Origin of the sequence: Herbaspirillum sp. ST 5-3, assembly GCF_004804275.1 — a bacterium.
In the GTDB taxonomy this organism is placed as follows: domain Bacteria; phylum Pseudomonadota; class Gammaproteobacteria; order Burkholderiales; family Burkholderiaceae_D; genus Noviherbaspirillum.
Genome location: NZ_STGI01000017.1, coordinates 39,435 through 55,744, shown reverse-complemented (window position 1 = coordinate 55,744; position 16,310 = coordinate 39,435). Strand labels below are relative to the sequence as shown.

Sequence of the window (16,310 nt, the reverse complement as noted above, 5' to 3'; positions counted from 1 at the left end):
CCCGGCGTGTCGGCCTGAGCTGAAGGCGGACTGTTCAGTCGCCCATCACTATGCCTTCACGGCGCGGGTCGGCTCCGCCGAACCACATTTCTTCGCCATGGATAGTCGTGCGCATGATGCCTTGCAGACCCGAGGTCTGTTCCATCACGCGCACGTTGTGCCCTTTGGCCTTCAACTTTTCGATGACCGAGTCGGTAATGCGTCCCTGCTCAAGTTCGGTGGGGCCATTGCGACTACCGAAGTTGGGCAGGCTGATCGCTTGCTGTACGTTCAAGCCCCAGTCCAGGGTACCGACCAGGACCTTGGCGACGTAGTTGATGATCGCGGAGCCGCCCGGCGAGCCGGTCGACAGGATCAGCTTCCCGGTTCCCTTGTCGAAACCCAGCGTCGGCGACATCGAACTGCGCGGCCGCTTTCCGGCTTGCACGCGATTGGCGATGGGGCCGTTGGCATCCGCCGAGTCGAACGAAAAGTCCGTCAACTGGTTATTGAGCAGGAATCCGCGCACCATCTGGCGCGAACCGAACGCGTCTTCGATGGTCGTTGTCATGGAGACGGCATTGCCGTTCGCATCGACGATCGAGATATGCGAGGTGGACGGCAGTTCAGGCGATGTGTCCTGCCCGCGAGCGAGCGCCGTCGCCGGCGGCACACCGAATCTTGCCAGCCCCATCGACTTGTCCGTGATGAGAGCCGCGCGTTCGGCGAGGTATTTCTTGTCGAGCATTGCCTTGGTGCTGTTGCCAGGCAGCGGCACGAAATCCGTGTCCGCTACATACCGCCCGCGATCGGCATAGGCAAGGCGACCAACTTCCGAAAACAAATGGATGCCTTCGACGGTCGGCACGCCATCCTTGGGTGCATAGGGACGAATGTCCTTGGCCTCCAGCATGCCCAGCATCTGGGCGATTGCGATGCCGCCGGATGACGGCGGCGGCATGCCGCACACCGTCCACGCCTTGTAGTCAGTACACACCGGCTCGCGCACCTTGGCCTGATAGCCTGCGATATCCGCTGCGCTCAAACCACCAGGATTGGTGGGATGGCCTTTGACTTTCGCTTCGATGTCGCGCGCGACTTGTCCCTTGTAGAAGGCGTCGGCGCCACCGAGCGCCACCTCGCGCAGTACTTTCGCCAGTTCTGGGTTTTTCAGCAGGTGGCCGGCAGGCCAGGGATTGCCCTGTTTGTCGTAGAAATAAGCCGCCGCAACGGGATCTTTTTTCAGATGCTGCTCAGTCTTCAACATCGTGGCCAGGCGTGGACTGACAGCGAAGCCGTTTTCTGCCAAATGGATCGCGGGAGCAAACAGCGATGCCCACGGCAATCTGCCGTACTGCCTGTGCGCCAGCTCCAGCATGCGCAATACGCCCGGCACGCCGACCGAGCGTCCGCCGACTACGCCCTCGTAGAACGGAAGCGCCTTTCCTTCGGCATTCTGAAACAGTCTTTCCGTGGCTGCGGCAGGGGCCGTTTCGCGGCCGTCGAAGGCCTTGACCGTCTTGCCGTCAAAGTGCATCAGGAATGCTCCGCCGCCGATTCCCGAAGATTGCGGCTCGACCAGGTTCAGCACCATTTGCACCGCAATTGCCGCATCGATCGCCGATCCGCCTGCTCGCAAGACCTGGTAACCGGCATCGGTCGCGAGGGGATTGGCTGCGGCGACCATGAACTTCCTGGCAGTCCAGCCTGGTTTCTCGGTATAGCCGCTGGAGCGCTCCGGCGCCTGCAGGCCGGACGCGGGAGCCGACTGCTGGGGGGGCGCGCTGGTCGCGCATGCGGCCAGCAGGATTGCTGCAAGTGAGATCGTACTTATTCTTGCTCTGATCATTTCCTGCTCCAAAAAGAAAAAGACAAGCGGAAAGCTTGTCTTAGTCTATGGGATTTCCGGTCAGCGCACTTGAGCTTGGTCACTCCGGTACGCCCTGCTCGCGCGCAGTGGCATGCCGGCCTTACTTCGGCTGCATGCGAATCGCGCCATCGAGACGAATGGTTTCGCCGTTGAGCATGACGTTTTCGATGATGGTCTTGGCGAGGTTGGCATACTCCGCCGGCTTGCCGAGGCGCGGCGGAAACGGCACCATGCGGCCAAGTGCGTCCTGCACTTCTTGCGGCATGCCTAGCAGCATCGGCGTTTCGAAAATGCCCGGCGCGATAGTCATCACGCGAATGCCGCTGCGCGAGAGGTCGCGCGCCATGGGCAGCGTCAGGCCAACTACCGCAGCCTTCGATGCACCATATGCGGCCTGACCGATCTGTCCATCGTAGGCAGCGACCGACGCCGTATTGATGATGACGCCGCGCTCGCCATCAGCACTCGCTTCCGTCTTTGCCATCGCATCGGCGGCCAGGCGCGCCATGTTAAACGTGCCGACCAGGTTGATGTTGACCGTACGCTGAAACACATCCAGGGGATGCGGGCCATCCTTGCCGACGGTTTTCACGGCCGGTGCGACACCGGCGCAGTTCACCAGGCCGCGCAGGCTGCCCATTGCAGTTGCGGCGTCCACCACGGCCTTGGCATCAGCTTCCGAGGTGACGTCGCACTTGACGAACCTGCCCTTCAATTCATTCGCCAGCTTCTCGCCGGGCTCGACCTGCACGTCGGCCAGGACGACCTTGCCGCCATTCTCAACGATCATGCGCGCGGTTGCCGCGCCTAGCCCGGATGCACCGCCGGTAATGATGAACACATTGTTCTGGATCTGCATGCTGCCCCTCTCTTCTTGAAGAATGAAAATATTGCGTGACAGTGACGTTTACGTAAACGTAAGACAGCGACATTGTAGCGAATTTTTCAAGCCTAAAAAGAAAAAAGGCAGCCGAAGCTGCCTTTCTTGAAGCCCTGCCCTGGCTTACGGCTTTGAGGCCGGAGCAGTTGCAGCAGGAGCAGCATCGGTCGACGCTGCTGGTGCTGCTGCCGGTGCGGACGTTGCCGCTGCCGGCGCAGTCACTGCCGGCGGCGTCGCTTCATGCGCGACGGGTGCCGAGCCGCCGACCATTGGCAGCAGCGGCACGATCAGCAGTGCCACGATGTTGATGATTTTGATCAGCGGATTGACCGCGGGGCCCGCCGTATCCTTGTATGGATCGCCCACAGTGTCGCCGGTGACGGCAGCCTTATGGGCTTCCGACCCCTTGCCGCCGTGGTGGCCGTCTTCGATGTACTTCTTCGCGTTGTCCCAGGCGCCGCCGCCGGTACACATCGAGATGGCGACGAACAGGCCGGTAACGATGGTGCCCATCAGCAAACCACCGAGTGCGGCCGGACCAAGCAGCAGCCCGACCAGGATCGGCACTACAACCGGCAGCAGCGACGGCACGATCATTTCCTTGATCGCGGCCGTTGTCAGCATGTCGACTGCCCTGCCGTATTCCGGCTTGCCGGTGCCTTCCATGATGCCCTTGATCTCGCGGAACTGACGACGCACTTCTTCGACCACGCTACCCGCTGCGCGGCCGACCGCTTCCATCGCCATCGCGCCGAACAGATAGGGAATCAGACCGCCGAGGAACAGGCCAATGATGACCATGTGGTCGGACAGATCGAAGGACAGGTGCATGCCGCGGCCTTCGAGCGCATGGGTGTAGTCGGCGAACAGTACCAGGGCAGCGAGACCGGCGGAGCCGATCGCGTAGCCCTTGGTCACAGCCTTGGTCGTGTTGCCCACGGCGTCCAGCGGATCGGTAATGTCGCGCACGCTATCAGGCAATTCCGCCATTTCGGCAATGCCGCCAGCGTTGTCGGTGATCGGACCGTAGGCGTCGAGCGCAACGATGATGCCGGCCATGCTGAGCATGGAGGTTGCCGCTACCGCAATGCCGTAAAGACCGGCCAGCGCAAAGGAAACCCAGATGGCAAGGCAGACGAACAGCACGGGAAATGCGGTGGACTTCATCGACACGCCGAGGCCGGCGATGATGTTGGTGCCATGACCCGTAGTGGATGCCTGGGCAACGTGCTGCACCGGTTTGTAATCGGTGCCGGTGTAGTACTCGGTGATCCACACCATCAGCGCGGTCAGCACGAGGCCGACGATGCAGGCGCCGAACAGCGACATTGCAGTGACCGTCTTGCCGCCCACTACCGAAACTGCCTGCGGAAACAGCCAGGTGGTGACGAAATAGAACGCGATCAAGGAAATCACGCCGGCGACGATCAGCCCCTTGTAGAGTGCGGGCATCACGTTCCTCATCCCGGGCGATGCCTTGACGAAGGAGCAGCCGATGATGGAAGCAATGATCGATACGCCGCCAAGCACCAGCGGATAGATCACCGCATTGAGCGGAGCGCCGGTGATCATCAGTGCGCCGAGCGTCATGGTTGCGATCAGGGTCACCGCATAGGTTTCGAACAAGTCGGCGGCCATGCCGGCGCAGTCACCCACGTTGTCGCCGACGTTGTCGGCAATCACCGCGGGGTTGCGCGGGTCGTCTTCCGGAATGCCTGCTTCCACCTTGCCCACCAGATCAGCGCCGACGTCGGCGCCCTTGGTGAAGATGCCGCCGCCGAGACGCGCGAAAATCGAGATCAGCGAAGAACCGAACGCGAAACCCAGCAAGGGTTTCAGCGTGGCCGCATCGACTGCCTTGCCACCGGTGAGATACCAGAAGAACAGGGTCACGCCGAGCAACCCGAGGCCGACCACCAGCATGCCAGTGATCGCACCGCCCCGGAAAGCGACAGCGAGCGCCGGGCCGATGCCGCGGGTGGCTGCCTGTGCAGTACGCACATTGGCGCGTACCGAAACATTCATGCCGATGAAGCCGCATGCGCCGGACAAGACTGCGCCGAGCACGAAACCGGCCGCAGTGGTGCCGTCGAGGAAGATACCAATCAGAATCGCAAGCACGACGCCGACCACCGCAATGGTCTTGTATTGCCGCGCCAGGTAAGCACCGGCACCCTGTTGAATGGCCGCTGCGATTTCCTGCATGCGGGCATTACCGGCGTCCTGGCTCAAGATCCAACTGCGGGACACCAATCCGTAGATGACGGCTAGTACACCGCACACCACGGCAATCCACAAACCTGTTGCCATACTGTTTCCTCCATGTTGTTCACTACAAGATTAAAACAACGACACATTCCGGAGGACGGCGACGGCATACGCCCGGTGACACAGATGGGTATCTGCTGTCGTCGTCCCGCGAGTACTGCGCACTGCTAAACTTTCCGTTACAACGTTCTCGTTATTCTTGCACACCGAATTTTGTGCGGGAGAAAAAACAAAGCCTCGGTTCTGAATCTTTGATCTGGATTAGCCCGCCGAAAAACAAAAGCGGACACGAGGTCCGCTTTTTTGTTCAGTCAGCCAATGCTGCGAAGGCATTGTCCCGGATCGTTTCGACCGGGCCAACACCGGAGATCTTGCGATACTTCGGCGCTCCCGGCTGTCCGGACTTCGCCCACTTGTTGTAGTAGTCGACCAGCACTTCGGTTTGTTCGTGATAAACGGCCAGGCGTTTTTTCACGGTTTCTTCCTTGTCGTCGTCGCGCTGGATCAGCTCTTCGCCTGTAACGTCATCCCGCCCGGCGACTTTCGGCGGGTTGAACTTGACGTGATAGGTGCGGCCCGAGGGCTGATGCACGCGGCGGCCGCTCATGCGCTCGACAATCGCCTCGTCCGGTACGTCGATTTCCAGCACATAGTCGATCGCAACACCGGCTTCCTTCATGGCGTCCGCTTGCGGAATCGTGCGCGGAAAGCCGTCGAACAGATAACCGTTCGCGCAATCCGCCTGCTTCAGTCGATCCTTGACGAGGCCGATGATGATGTCGTCCGAAACCAGGCCGCCCGCATCCATCACCTTCTTGGCTTCGATGCCGAGCGGCGTGCCTGCTTTTACGGCAGCGCGCAGCATATCGCCAGTGGAAATCTGGGGAATGTTGAATTTTTCCTTGATGTAATTTGCTTGCGTGCCCTTACCGGCACCCGGCGGTCCTAAGAGGATGAGGCGCATGAGATTTTCCTAGACTGGTTTTAAATTTTTTCGCGGTGACGGGATGAACTTCCCCAAAGACATGCTTTGTATCACACAAACATTGCATGAAACTTACCACAGAATCCCCCAAATTCGGCAGTTCTCGCCCCGATTTCTTCTAAATTCCTTGACCGAAGTACTGTCGTACCCGCGACAAATCTTCCGGCGTATCCACCCCCGCCGCCGGTGTATCCGGCGTCACATGCACAGCAATCGGATAACCGTGCCAAAGTACCCGCAATTGTTCCAGCGCCTCGATCTGTTCGAGCGGCGACAGCGGCAGCGTCGGGTATTCCTGCAAAAAGGCATTGCTGTACGCGTAGAGCCCGATATGGCGCAACGGCCGGTAACCAGCAGGGATGCTTTGCCTCGATTGCGCAAAGCCGTCGCGGTGCCATGGAATCGTGGCGCGGGAAAAGTACAGCGCCCTGCCCGTCCTGTCGAGAACGACCTTGACTACGTTCGGATTGAATATCTCGGTCACATCGTCGATTGGATGCGCAGCGGTGGCCATCGGAACGCTGTTCGTGATCAGCGCGGCAGTCGCGGCTATCAATGACGGGGAAATCAAGGGCTCGTCGCCTTGCACATTGACGACAACCCCGTCGCCAGGCAAGCCGAGGGCAGCCGCCACTTCAGCGATGCGATCTGTCCCTGAGGGATGATCGGCGCGCGTCATGCGCACATCCACGCCGTGGGTCTGGCATGCAGCGAGAATATCGGCGTGGTCGGTGGCCACGACCACCTGTGACGCACCCGATTGGGCGGCGCGCTCCGCCACCCGCACCACCATCGGCTTGCCGCCCAGATCGGCAAGCGGCTTGTTCGGCAGGCGTGTCGACGCGAGGCGTGCGGGAATGATGACGGTAAAAGACATCAGCTTTATTCCGGTTAGCCGAGGAAATCCGTTGCGCTATGACGCGACGACGGATTTGTTCAGCCGGCCGAAGGTGCGGGAGCCGGCGCTGCCGTCAGATCACGCGCCTGATCGGCCCACATGATCGGAATGCCATCGCGAATCGGATAGGCGAGTTTATCCGGGTTGCAGATCAATTCCTGCGCGTTTTTATCGTATTCAAGCGGCCCTTTGCAGAGCGGGCAGACCAGGATATCAAGCAGTCGGGCGTCCACGACATTTCTCCACTATTCGTTCAGCCAGCGCGGGATCGATGCGCGCTGTAACAGGGACGACCCACAAGCGGGGGTCGTTCTTCATCGTATCAATTTGCGTACATTTTACTGCATCCTTCTCGGTGATCAGGATGATATCTGCAGCAATACCGGCAAACGGATTGTCGGCGAAGTCGTAGTGGTCGGGCAGCGGCAGTTCCTCGATAGCCAAACCGGCGTCGCGCAGCATGGCGAAAAAACGCGATGGATTGCCGATGCCCGCCGCAGCGACGATGTGCGGCGCACGAATTGCACTCAAGGCAATGGAATGCGTCCGATCGGAAAGCCGTTCGGCGGTATCGCCGGAAAGCTGCATGCGAAACCACTCCGCGTTATGGGCGGGATGGCGACTTGTGTTCTTGACGGAAAAGTCGCGACGGCGCAATGCCGGTTCGCGCAGCGGTCCGGCCGGCAGCATCCAGCCGTTGCCGTTGCCGCGTTCATCGCTGAGGACGATCTCAACGTCCCGCTGCAGGCTGTAGTGCTGCAAGCCGTCGTCGGAAATGATCAGGTTGACTTCGGGATGCGCGGCCAGAAGCGCCTGCGCGGCGGCGACCCGATTGCGCCCAACCATGACCGGGCAATTGGCATGGCGCACAATCAACGCGGGTTCATCTCCAACCTTGTCCGGTGTCGACGTCGCCGTGACCTCGACCGTTTCCTTGTTGCTTGCGCCATAACCCCGCGAAACAACGCCCGGGACAAAACCTGCACGGCGCAATTGATCGACCAGCCAGATGGTGAATGGCGTCTTGCCAGTACCGCCGACAAAGATATTGCCGACGATGATCACTGGAACAGGCAGACGGGTGCTCTTGAATACGCCGGCCCTGTAAAGCGTGCGGCGCAGCGCAACCAGCAGGCGAAACAACAGCGAAACCGGATACAGGGCGCTTGCCAGCAAGCCGCGCCGCATCCAGGCGCGCGTCAGCACCGTTCCGGCATGATGCGTCATTTCTTGCCGCTGGCCTGCGCGGCAAAGGTGACCTTTTCGAGTCCGGCCAGTCGTGCTGCTTCAAGCACATTGATGACCGATTGATGCGTCGCCATCGCGTCTGCATTGATGATGATGACCGGGCCGTTTCGCGACTGCCCCTTGGCGCTTGCGGCGATCTTCAACTCTTCCGCCAACGCTGCGGCATCATGCGCGGCGACCGGGTTGTTGTCGACGGCGTAGTGCCCTTGCGCATCGACGCCGACATTGATTTCCTGCGGCTGCTCAATCGCCTTTTCGGCGTCGGCGGTGGGCAGGGTAATCTGCAGCGCGGTGAATTTGCTGTAGGTAGTGGTGATCATCAGGAAGATCAGGATCACCAGCAATACATCGATGAAGGGAATCAGGTTGATTTCCGGATCTTCGCGGCCCTGGCCTTTACGGAAGTTCATTGTCTCGCCTTACGTTTTGCCTTACTTGCGATTGCCATGCACGGTATCGACAAACCTCACCGCCTGCTGTTCCATGTCGACGATGAAGCTGTCCACCAGTGCGCGGAAATGGCGGTAGAACACCAGCGCGGGCATCGCGATGGCCAGGCCGAAGCCGGTGTTGTAAAGCGCCGTGGAAATGCCGTGGGCAAGCTCTGCCGGGTTGGCGCCGACGGAGTTTTGCGCACCGAAAATCTCGATCATGCCGACCACGGTGCCGAACAGACCCATCAGCGGCGCGAGCGTGGCAATGGTGCCAAGCGTAGTCAGGAATCGCTCCAGGTCGTGCGCCGTGCCGCGCCCGGCTTCCTCGATCGATTCCTTCATCACGTCGCGTGGCGCGTTCACGTTGCGCAAGCCGGCCGCCAGCACGCGCCCCAGCGGAGAGTTCTGTTCCAGGTTGGAAATGACTTCCGGGCCGATCTTGCCATTGTGGTAGACGCGGATCACTTCATCGAGCAGATTGGGCGGCAGGATACGGCCGCGGCGCAGGTACAATAGCCTCTCGATGATCAAAGCCAGGCCAATGACGGAGGCGATCAACAACGGCCAGATCGGCCAGCCGGCGGCTTGAATAATGGCGAGCAAAAGAGGCTCCTCAAGATGAATTCAGTCGGATGCAGAATGTATCGTGTTGAGGCTCTGCGAGCAAGGCCATCCCGCTACAATACTTCCGAAAAAAGTTCTTCACAGACCCTGTGGATAACTTTGTGGGTAAATACCTTGCACCAGATAAAAGTATTTGATTCCAAAGGGTTTTTAATTGCTGCATTGAAATTGCGCTCTATTTTTTTCTTCAATGAAATCAAAGACTTAAGGATGTCAGATATTGTTTGTAACCAAGTATGACAAAAAGATGACGAATTGGCGGGCCTGTGGACAGGTTTTGCCTTGAAAGACCGCATGAACCTTAGAAGTTCCCCCGAAAGTATAGAAGGGACGCCGCCCGTATTGACGGTTTCCGCGTTGAATCAAGCAGTGGCGCGGATGCTGGAGAGAAATTTTCCGCTGGCGTGGGTTTCCGGCGAAATTTCCAATTTCACCAAGGCCGCATCGGGTCATTGGTATTTCACCTTGAAGGATGACAGCGCCCAGGTACGTGCAGTCATGTTCCGCGGTCGCGCGCAATATGCCGGGTTCGTTCCGCGCGAAGGCGACAAGGTCGAGGTACGCGCGCTGGTCACCCTGTATGCGCCGCGTGGCGATTACCAGCTCAGTGTCGAGGCAATCCGCCGCGCCGGTGTCGGCAACCTGTACGAAGCCTTTCTGCGCCTGAAGGAAAAACTGGAGGCGGAGGGCCTGTTCGATCCGTTGCGCAAACGGCCCTTGGCGATTTTCGCCCGGACGATCGGGATTGTGACCAGTCCGCAGGCGGCTGCCTTGCGCGATATCCTGACCACCCTGCGCCGTCGCGCGCCGCATGTACGGGTAATCCTGTATCCGACGCCAGTGCAAGGCGAAGGTGCGGCACAGAAGATCGCACAAGCAATCGCTACAGCGTCGACGCGCGCCGAGTGCGACGTGCTGCTGGTGTGCCGCGGCGGCGGCAGCATCGAAGACTTGTGGTCCTTCAATGAAGAAGTCGTGGCACGCGCCATTGCCGACTGTTCCATGCCGGTGATTTCGGGGGTCGGTCACGAGACCGATTTCACGATTGCTGATTTCGCCGCAGACCTGCGCGCGCCGACGCCGACGGCCGCGGCGGAAATGGCCGCAGCACCCCGCGCCGACTGGCTGGCGACGGTGGAATCCCACGCCGACGATCTCACCCGCGCGCTCAGGCGACGCCTGTCCGACACGTCTCAGACGCTCGACTGGCTTTCCCATCGCCTTGTCAGCCCGGCTGCGTACATCACTCACGAACGCCTCAAGCTGCACGGCCTTCAAACCCGCCTGGCCCATGCGACGCGCATGCCGCTCAGCCAGGCTCGCTTCAAGCTGTCGCATCTGCAAACGCGGCTGGGCGCCCAGTTGCCGAAAACAGTGCGCCAGCGTTCCTGGCTGCAGGATATCGCTCGCCGCATGAGCACGCGCATGATGACGGTGACGGTCCAGCAGCGGCAAGCAATGGCCGCGATGTCCGCGCAACTTGAGCTGCTCAATCCTGAACGGACGCTGGAACGCGGCTATTCGATGATCATTGACAGCAAAGGAAGAATCGTTCGCGCTCCGAAAGACCTACACCCGAGACAGACGGTTACCGTCAGGCTGGCGGAAGGCAGCGCCGAGATCGGGATCGCCAGCGTGCAACCCCTGCTGGAGTGACGCGTTGAACGCCGACATGTATTTCATGCAGAAATAAGGGAAATTAGGACCATTTACCGCGACGAAAGCGAAAAAAGGATTTCGACACCGCTTTGACAATAGATCAATACGGGGTGTTATGCAGGTAATCTGCATCCGACATACAATTGAGGTCTTTCAAGAACAACATCAACCTCAAAAAACAGAAAGGAAGCACCATGGAACACACTCTGCCCCCGCTACCCTACCCGATGGACGCACTGCAGCCGCACATCTCCAAGGAGACCCTGGAGTACCACTATGGCAAGCACCATCAGGCCTACGTCACGAACCTGAACAACCTGATCAAGGGCACCGAGTTCGAAAACGCATCGCTGGAAGACATCATCAAGAAGTCCTCGGGCGGCTTGTTCAACAATTCCGCGCAGGTGTGGAACCACACCTTCTTTTGGAATTGCATGAAGCCGAACGGTGGCGGCGCTCCGACCGGCGCATTGGCCGACGCGATCAACGCTACGTGGAGCTCGTTCGACAAGTTCAAGGAAGAATTCACCAAGTCCGCCGTCGGCAACTTCGGCTCCGGCTGGACCTGGCTGGTCAAGAAGAGCGACGGTTCGGTTGGCATCGTCAACACCTCCAATGCCGCCACGCCGCTGACCACCAGCGACAAACCGCTGTTGACCTGCGACGTGTGGGAGCACGCGTACTACATCGACTACCGCAACGCACGCCCGAAGTTCGTCGAGGCGTTCTGGAATCTGGTCAATTGGGATTTCGTGGCGAAGAATTTTGCCTGAGATTTCCAGGAGCTTGAAAAGCTTCAAAACATGAATCACCTGCAGCAACAAAAGGCCCGCGTCTGCGGGCCTTTTTGATTTCAGCAGCTTGTTTTCCGGGCCGGGTTGAAGGAACTCCGGTAAGTTTTCCCCAGGGTGAGCAGTCGGCCAAAAGTTTCTGCACATGGAAATCCACGCACACCTCATGCTTGGACGAGAGATGATGGCAGCCACCAGAGCACATGCAACTGTCGGGTGCGAAATTTCAAATTACGGCAACCGAAGTTTCGGTCTGTCGCAACCGTCGACTATCGCGAATATTCGCGATAGTCACACATCGCCCGGTTCGCCTATCGTCGAAGAAAATTTTCACTGATCGATGAACTTTCCGGAGTGGGCCAGCTTGCAATCCCGAGGATGATTTTCATGCCGACAGCATTGCCGATCTTGCGCGGCAACTGCCTGGTTCGGCGAGCAGTCTCCCAGAACTCCGAAGATGATCGTTCAGAATGTTTTCACGTCGTATTCGCTGTGCTTTCGCCTACTGCCCCACCACGAGGAAATACAAGGAGACACCATGCCGAAAATCAGAGTCAACGATACCGAGCTCTACTATGAGGATGACGGCCCGCGCGACGCGCCCGCCATCGTTTTCAGTCATTCGCTTTTTTTCAACTCACACATGTTCTACAAGCAGGCCGAGTATTTCAGCAGGGAGTATCGGGTCATCCGCTACGACCACCGCGGACAGGGGCGGAGCGCCCCTGCGCCGCTCGAAGAACAAGACACCGACACGCTGGCCGATGATGCGACGGCATTGATCGAAGCACTGGACCTGGGCAAATGCCATGTCGTCGGCAACTCACTTGGCGGCTTCATTGCCTTGCGTCTGGCTGCGCGTCGACCCGATCTGACCGCATCCTGCGCTGTCCTCGGCAGTTCCGGCGAGGCAGAATACAAAGTCGCGGAATTTCAACCGATCGTCGACAATCTGCAAAGGGTTGGAGGCGCTCCGCTGGTCGATACCCTGCTCTATGTAATGTTTGGCGACGCATCGCTGACCGATCCCGGCTTCGCCGATGAGCTCGACTACTGGCGCAAGTACATGTCGCAACTCGGCACCAGCATCGGCAACTCCGCCTATCAGGTCGTGCATCGCAGAGGCATTCTTGATGAGCTAAGGGGAAGCAAGGTTCCCGTGCTCGCCATCGCCGGCGAGGAAGATCACGCGTACACCGTGCCCCTCGCGCAAAACATTGCAAATGCCGTCCTTGACGGCCGGATGGAAACAGTCGCGAAAGCAGGACACTCCGTCGCGCTGGAAAGCCCTGCGCTGGTCAACGCGCTGCTGGAAAGCCATTTTGCCCGCGCGGGCGCGCTTCAGTAAATGATGGCCTGCGGGGAAGCAGGGTGATCGCTTAATCGGTGTTCATCCGGAAGGCTCAGTTCGATTGTGTGTCGCGGCAATTGAAGACATCTGCCGCGCCGCGCATCGACAACGACTACCTGCAGGAGCGCACCGGCAAAGCGGCACTGACCGTACTGGCGCGCAGGGCGTTTGTTACCGACGCCCTTCCATATGAAACCTGTGCAGGATGCGATGCGCAACCGGCGCGAGGATTACCCCTGCTACGAGAATAACGACCAAGCCGCAGTAAAGCGCATAGAGCCCCGCGAAGAGCTTGCCGCCAAAGCTGACCGGCGGATTGACCGGTCCCATGCCGCCCAGAAGCATGGACGCGTTAATGAAGGCATCGATCCAGCTCAAGCGCTCCAGCTTGTGGTAGCCAAGCATGCCGATACCCAGTGAGACGGTGATGAGGCCGAGCGCAATGGCGCCGCTGTGGGCCAGTCGTACCAGGAACTGCCGCGGCGGAATCAACGGTTGAGCTCGGTGCTCGAACTCTGGAAGAAGCTTTTTCACAGGTCGCCTGACGTCCTGGTTAGACTGTAAATCGGACTCATGGGGATTGTCACGTGCCTCCTGTGAGTAGCAAGTTCGTCGGGCTGCGCAGAGGCCGTGTCAAATTCTGAATAGTCAGTGCCGAACCTTTGGCGCAAAAGGTCCGGCACCGCCAACCCGTGTTCGGGCGGCGTCGCCAGCATCTCACTCGGCCATCGGCAACGCACGCTTGACGATCGTCTCACAGTCCACGCCGCGCGGCAATCCACCATAGACAAAACCGCTGCTGTCGGCCGACAGGCGGGAAGCACAGAACGCGTCCGCCACCGCCGGATTGCCGTAGCGAACGAGCAGCGAGCCCTGGAACGCCAGCGCCATTTTCTCCACCACGCGCCTGGCGCGGTATTCGAGGTCGGTGAGATCGGCGAATTCGCGCTGCATGTTCGCGATGTATTGGTCGAGGCGCTTGTCGGCGCCTGCACCACGGCTGACTTCGTTCATGAAGGCGTCGACCGATTCCGGGCTTTGGCCCATGGCGCGCAGCATGTCCAGGCACTGGACGTTGCCGCTGCCTTCCCAAATCGAATTGACCGGCGATTCGCGCAGCAGGCGCGGCATGATGCAGTCTTCCATCACGCCGCTGCCGCCGATGCATTCCATCGCCTCATAAGCGTGACCCGGCGTGCGCTTGCAGATCCAGTATTTGCCGACTGCGGTCCCGACGCGCACCAGCAATCTTTCCGTCTCGCTCGCCTCGCCTCTATCGAGTGCGCCGGCGATGCGCATGGTCATCGCGAGCGCGGCTTCGGTTTCAATGACGAGGTCGGCCAGCACGTTTTGCATCAAGGGCTGTTGCGACAGAAGCTTTCCGAAGGCGGAACGATGCGCGCAGTGATGCAGTGCCTGGACCGCTGCCTGGCGCATGCCGCCGGAGGAGCCGATCATGCAGTCGAAGCGTGTCATCGAGACCATCTTGAGGATGGTGGCGACTCCGCGCCCTTCTTTTCCGACCATCACCGCCCATGCGCCGCGCAGCTCGGTTTCGCTGGAGGCGTTGGCGACATTGCCCATCTTGTTCTTGAGGCGCTGAAGCTGCAATGCGTTCTTGCTGCCGTCAGGCCGCCAGCGCGGCAGCAGGAAGCAGGACAGTCCGCCCGGCGCTTGCGCGAGGACCAGGAAGGCGTCGCACATGGGCGCGGAAACGAAGTATTTGTGCCCGACCAGCTCGTAGGCCTGGCCCGGCCCTTCTGCGCCGACCGGGTAGGCGCGCGTGGTGTTGGCGCGCACGTCGGAGCCACCCTGCTTTTCGGTCATCGCCATGCCGATGGTGACGCCCTGCTTCTGCTCGGCCGGGACGTTGCGGTAGTCGTAGTGACGCGCGAGGATCTTCGCTTCCCATTGCGCGGCGACATCGGGCTGCAGGCGCAAGGCCGGGATCACGGCGGAGGTCATGGTGATCGGGCAGCAGTGCGCGGCCTCGACCTGGCTTTGCATGTAGAACTTGGCGGCACGCGCGACTTGCGCGCCGGGGCCGGGATGGGTCCAGTGCGAGGAATGCAGGCCGTGCTCGATCGAGGTTCGCATCAGGCGGTGATAGGCAGGATGAAAACGAACCTCGTCCACGCGCCGGCCGTAGCGGTCGTGGGTGTGAAGCACGGGCTTGTTCTCGTTGGCCTGGAAGCCGAGTTCGATCATTTCCTGCGAGCCGGCCAGGGCGCCAAAGGCTTGCAGCTCGCTCTCGGCCCATGCCGCATCTTCACGCGCGACGGCTTCACGCAGGGCCTGGTCCTGCGCGTACACGTTGTAGTCCTGCAGCGGCTGCGGCTGGTTTTCGACTTCGTGGGTCTCCGCGAAATAGGAAGATTTGAATTTGATGTCGTTCATTGACGCACGCTCCAGAAAAAGCGCGACGGCCACGCTCATGCTCGCCGCAGGTATGGGAAAATGTTTCCTAAATGAAAATATGAACTTGAATTCATACTATTAAAATCAAGTTAATCACGCTCGTCCTTTTCTGTCAACCGCCGCTTGTCCAGGCAAGTTTCCGTCGGTTACACTGGCCGCGGATTCACTAGAAAGACCCGCTTCCATGGCTTACCGGCCAACAGCAAAAACCGAGGCGCGCAAAGCGGCTCAGCGGCAACGCATTCTCGATGCGGGGCTGCGACTTGTGTCGGAGGGCGGCTTCGGAGCGGTCACGATCAATGCCATTGCGCAGCGGGCCGGCGTAGCAACCGGCGCGGTGTACATGCATTTCAGCTCCAAGGCCGAACTCTGCGCGGAGCTCTTCCGGCTGGCGACACAGAAGGAAGTGGACATCGTGCGGGAAACAGCCTTGCGCGAAGGCCCGCCTGCGCAGCGCTTGCTGGAGGCGATCTATGCCTTCGCCAAGCGCGCCATCCATTCGCGTCGTCTCGCCTTCGCACTGATCGCCGAGCCGGTGGATGCGCTGGTCGATGCCGAGCGCCTGCATTACCGCCGTGCGTACGCGGAAATCTTTCAGCAGGTGGTGGAAGACGGCATTCGTTGCGGCGACTTCCCGGCGCAGGATGCATCCGTCAGCGCCGCGGCGCTGGTCGGCGTGATTGCGGAAGCGCTGGTCGGGCCGCTCACCTGGCAAGAGGGGCTCCCGCCTCTCATCGAGGAGAAGCAGCTGATCCGGTCGATCCAGTCCTTCTGCCTGCGGGCGGTGGCGATGAAGACGCCGGACTGAACGCACCATCCACGTATTTCCTCCCGAAGCACCACATTCCGCGAGGCATTAGAGCGCCCCCACCAACCAAGCGGTTGCTTTAAAAAACGCACAGACC

The 16,310-nt window shown here is 60.0% G+C and carries 15 protein-coding genes; 4 read left to right on the top strand and 11 right to left on the bottom strand.

The genetic code is table 11. From position 1 onward, the window contains the following. Positions 1 to 34 precede the first annotated feature (34 nt). From ggt to E6W33_RS23960, 9 genes are all read right to left on the bottom strand, one after another. The gene (ggt, locus tag E6W33_RS24000) at positions 35 to 1,828 is read right to left on the bottom strand and encodes a gamma-glutamyltransferase (RefSeq protein ID WP_136419909.1); all 1,794 of its coding nucleotides are present in this window, start codon (positions 1,826 to 1,828) and stop codon (positions 35 to 37) included. Between the two features lie 121 nt (positions 1,829 to 1,949). After that, entirely contained in the window at positions 1,950 to 2,708 is a 759-nt protein-coding gene (locus E6W33_RS23995) for a 3-hydroxyacyl-CoA dehydrogenase (protein WP_136419908.1), read from the bottom strand. Positions 2,709 to 2,852: 144 nt separating this feature from the next. After that, complete coding sequence (locus E6W33_RS23990) at positions 2,853 to 5,039, bottom strand: sodium-translocating pyrophosphatase (RefSeq protein ID WP_136419907.1); 2,187 nt, start codon at positions 5,037 to 5,039, stop codon at positions 2,853 to 2,855. A 265-nt stretch (positions 5,040 to 5,304) separates the two neighbouring features. Next, the gene (gene adk, locus E6W33_RS23985; protein WP_136419906.1) at positions 5,305 to 5,961 is read right to left on the bottom strand and encodes an adenylate kinase; all 657 of its coding nucleotides are present in this window, start codon (positions 5,959 to 5,961) and stop codon (positions 5,305 to 5,307) included. A 139-nt stretch (positions 5,962 to 6,100) separates the two neighbouring features. Next, positions 6,101 to 6,859, bottom strand: coding sequence for a 3-deoxy-manno-octulosonate cytidylyltransferase (kdsB, locus tag E6W33_RS23980; RefSeq protein ID WP_136419905.1), 759 nt, complete (start codon positions 6,857 to 6,859; stop codon positions 6,101 to 6,103). Positions 6,860 to 6,918: 59 nt separating this feature from the next. After that, entirely contained in the window at positions 6,919 to 7,113 is a 195-nt protein-coding gene (locus E6W33_RS23975; protein WP_136419904.1) for a Trm112 family protein, read from the bottom strand. Further along, positions 7,094 to 8,107: a tetraacyldisaccharide 4'-kinase gene (lpxK, locus tag E6W33_RS23970; RefSeq protein WP_136419903.1), complete on the bottom strand. Its 1,014-nt coding sequence runs from the start codon at positions 8,105 to 8,107 to the stop codon at positions 7,094 to 7,096. The genes E6W33_RS23975 and lpxK overlap by 20 nt, the downstream gene beginning before the upstream one ends. Continuing rightward, entirely contained in the window at positions 8,104 to 8,538 is a 435-nt protein-coding gene (locus tag E6W33_RS23965) for a biopolymer transporter ExbD (protein ID WP_136419902.1), read from the bottom strand. The genes lpxK and E6W33_RS23965 overlap by 4 nt, the downstream gene beginning before the upstream one ends. A 21-nt stretch (positions 8,539 to 8,559) precedes the next feature. Continuing rightward, positions 8,560 to 9,165, bottom strand: a complete 606-nt coding sequence (locus E6W33_RS23960; RefSeq protein ID WP_136419901.1) for a MotA/TolQ/ExbB proton channel family protein — start codon at positions 9,163 to 9,165, stop codon at positions 8,560 to 8,562. Positions 9,166 to 9,480: 315 nt separating this feature from the next. Here E6W33_RS23960 and xseA point away from each other — a divergent pair, with 315 nt between their 5' ends. The 3 genes from xseA to E6W33_RS23945 all read left to right on the top strand — a co-directional run bounded on the left by xseA (position 9,481) and on the right by E6W33_RS23945 (position 12,984). Next, positions 9,481 to 10,842: an exodeoxyribonuclease VII large subunit gene (gene xseA, locus E6W33_RS23955; protein ID WP_136419900.1), complete on the top strand. Its 1,362-nt coding sequence runs from the start codon at positions 9,481 to 9,483 to the stop codon at positions 10,840 to 10,842. Between the two features lie 197 nt (positions 10,843 to 11,039). Further along, positions 11,040 to 11,618 (top strand): Fe-Mn family superoxide dismutase, encoded by a 579-nt coding sequence (locus E6W33_RS23950; protein ID WP_136419899.1) that lies wholly within the window; start codon positions 11,040 to 11,042, stop codon positions 11,616 to 11,618. A gap of 556 nt (positions 11,619 to 12,174) precedes the next feature. After that, a complete protein-coding gene (locus E6W33_RS23945) occupies positions 12,175 to 12,984 on the top strand; it encodes an alpha/beta hydrolase (RefSeq protein ID WP_136419898.1) in 810 nt (269 codons plus the stop codon). A 174-nt stretch (positions 12,985 to 13,158) separates the two neighbouring features. Here E6W33_RS23945 and E6W33_RS23940 read toward each other — a convergent pair whose 3' ends face one another. Beyond that, positions 13,159 to 13,521 (bottom strand): hypothetical protein, encoded by a 363-nt coding sequence (locus E6W33_RS23940; RefSeq protein WP_136419897.1) that lies wholly within the window; start codon positions 13,519 to 13,521, stop codon positions 13,159 to 13,161. Positions 13,522 to 13,704: 183 nt separating this feature from the next. Continuing rightward, complete coding sequence (locus E6W33_RS23935) at positions 13,705 to 15,384, bottom strand: acyl-CoA dehydrogenase family protein (protein WP_136419896.1); 1,680 nt, start codon at positions 15,382 to 15,384, stop codon at positions 13,705 to 13,707. 205 nt (positions 15,385 to 15,589) lie between these two features. Here E6W33_RS23935 and E6W33_RS23930 point away from each other — a divergent pair, with 205 nt between their 5' ends. After that, positions 15,590 to 16,213, top strand: a complete 624-nt coding sequence (locus E6W33_RS23930) for a TetR/AcrR family transcriptional regulator (protein WP_136419895.1) — start codon at positions 15,590 to 15,592, stop codon at positions 16,211 to 16,213. The last annotated feature ends 97 nt before the right edge of the window (positions 16,214 to 16,310 follow it).

What these genes read in the sequence shown, in the direction of transcription:
- E6W33_RS23945 (WP_136419898.1), top strand. Translation starts at nt 12,175, where the DNA reads ATGCCGAAAATCAGAGTCAACGATACCGAGCTCTACTATGAGGATGAC.
- E6W33_RS23930 (WP_136419895.1), top strand. Translation starts at nt 15,590, where the DNA reads ATGGCTTACCGGCCAACAGCAAAAACCGAGGCGCGCAAAGCGGCTCAG.
- E6W33_RS23950 (WP_136419899.1), top strand. Translation starts at nt 11,040, where the DNA reads ATGGAACACACTCTGCCCCCGCTACCCTACCCGATGGACGCACTGCAG.
- E6W33_RS23995 (WP_136419908.1), bottom strand. Translation starts at nt 2,708, where the DNA reads ATGCAGATCCAGAACAATGTGTTCATCATTACCGGCGGTGCATCCGGG.
- lpxK (WP_136419903.1), bottom strand. Translation starts at nt 8,107, where the DNA reads ATGACGCATCATGCCGGAACGGTGCTGACGCGCGCCTGGATGCGGCGC.
- ggt (WP_136419909.1), bottom strand. Translation starts at nt 1,828, where the DNA reads ATGATCAGAGCAAGAATAAGTACGATCTCACTTGCAGCAATCCTGCTG.
- E6W33_RS23990 (WP_136419907.1), bottom strand. Translation starts at nt 5,039, where the DNA reads ATGGCAACAGGTTTGTGGATTGCCGTGGTGTGCGGTGTACTAGCCGTC.
- adk (WP_136419906.1), bottom strand. Translation starts at nt 5,961, where the DNA reads ATGCGCCTCATCCTCTTAGGACCGCCGGGTGCCGGTAAGGGCACGCAA.
- E6W33_RS23935 (WP_136419896.1), bottom strand. Translation starts at nt 15,384, where the DNA reads ATGAACGACATCAAATTCAAATCTTCCTATTTCGCGGAGACCCACGAA.
- xseA (WP_136419900.1), top strand. Translation starts at nt 9,481, where the DNA reads ATGAACCTTAGAAGTTCCCCCGAAAGTATAGAAGGGACGCCGCCCGTA.
- E6W33_RS23965 (WP_136419902.1), bottom strand. Translation starts at nt 8,538, where the DNA reads ATGAACTTCCGTAAAGGCCAGGGCCGCGAAGATCCGGAAATCAACCTG.
- kdsB (WP_136419905.1), bottom strand. Translation starts at nt 6,859, where the DNA reads ATGTCTTTTACCGTCATCATTCCCGCACGCCTCGCGTCGACACGCCTG.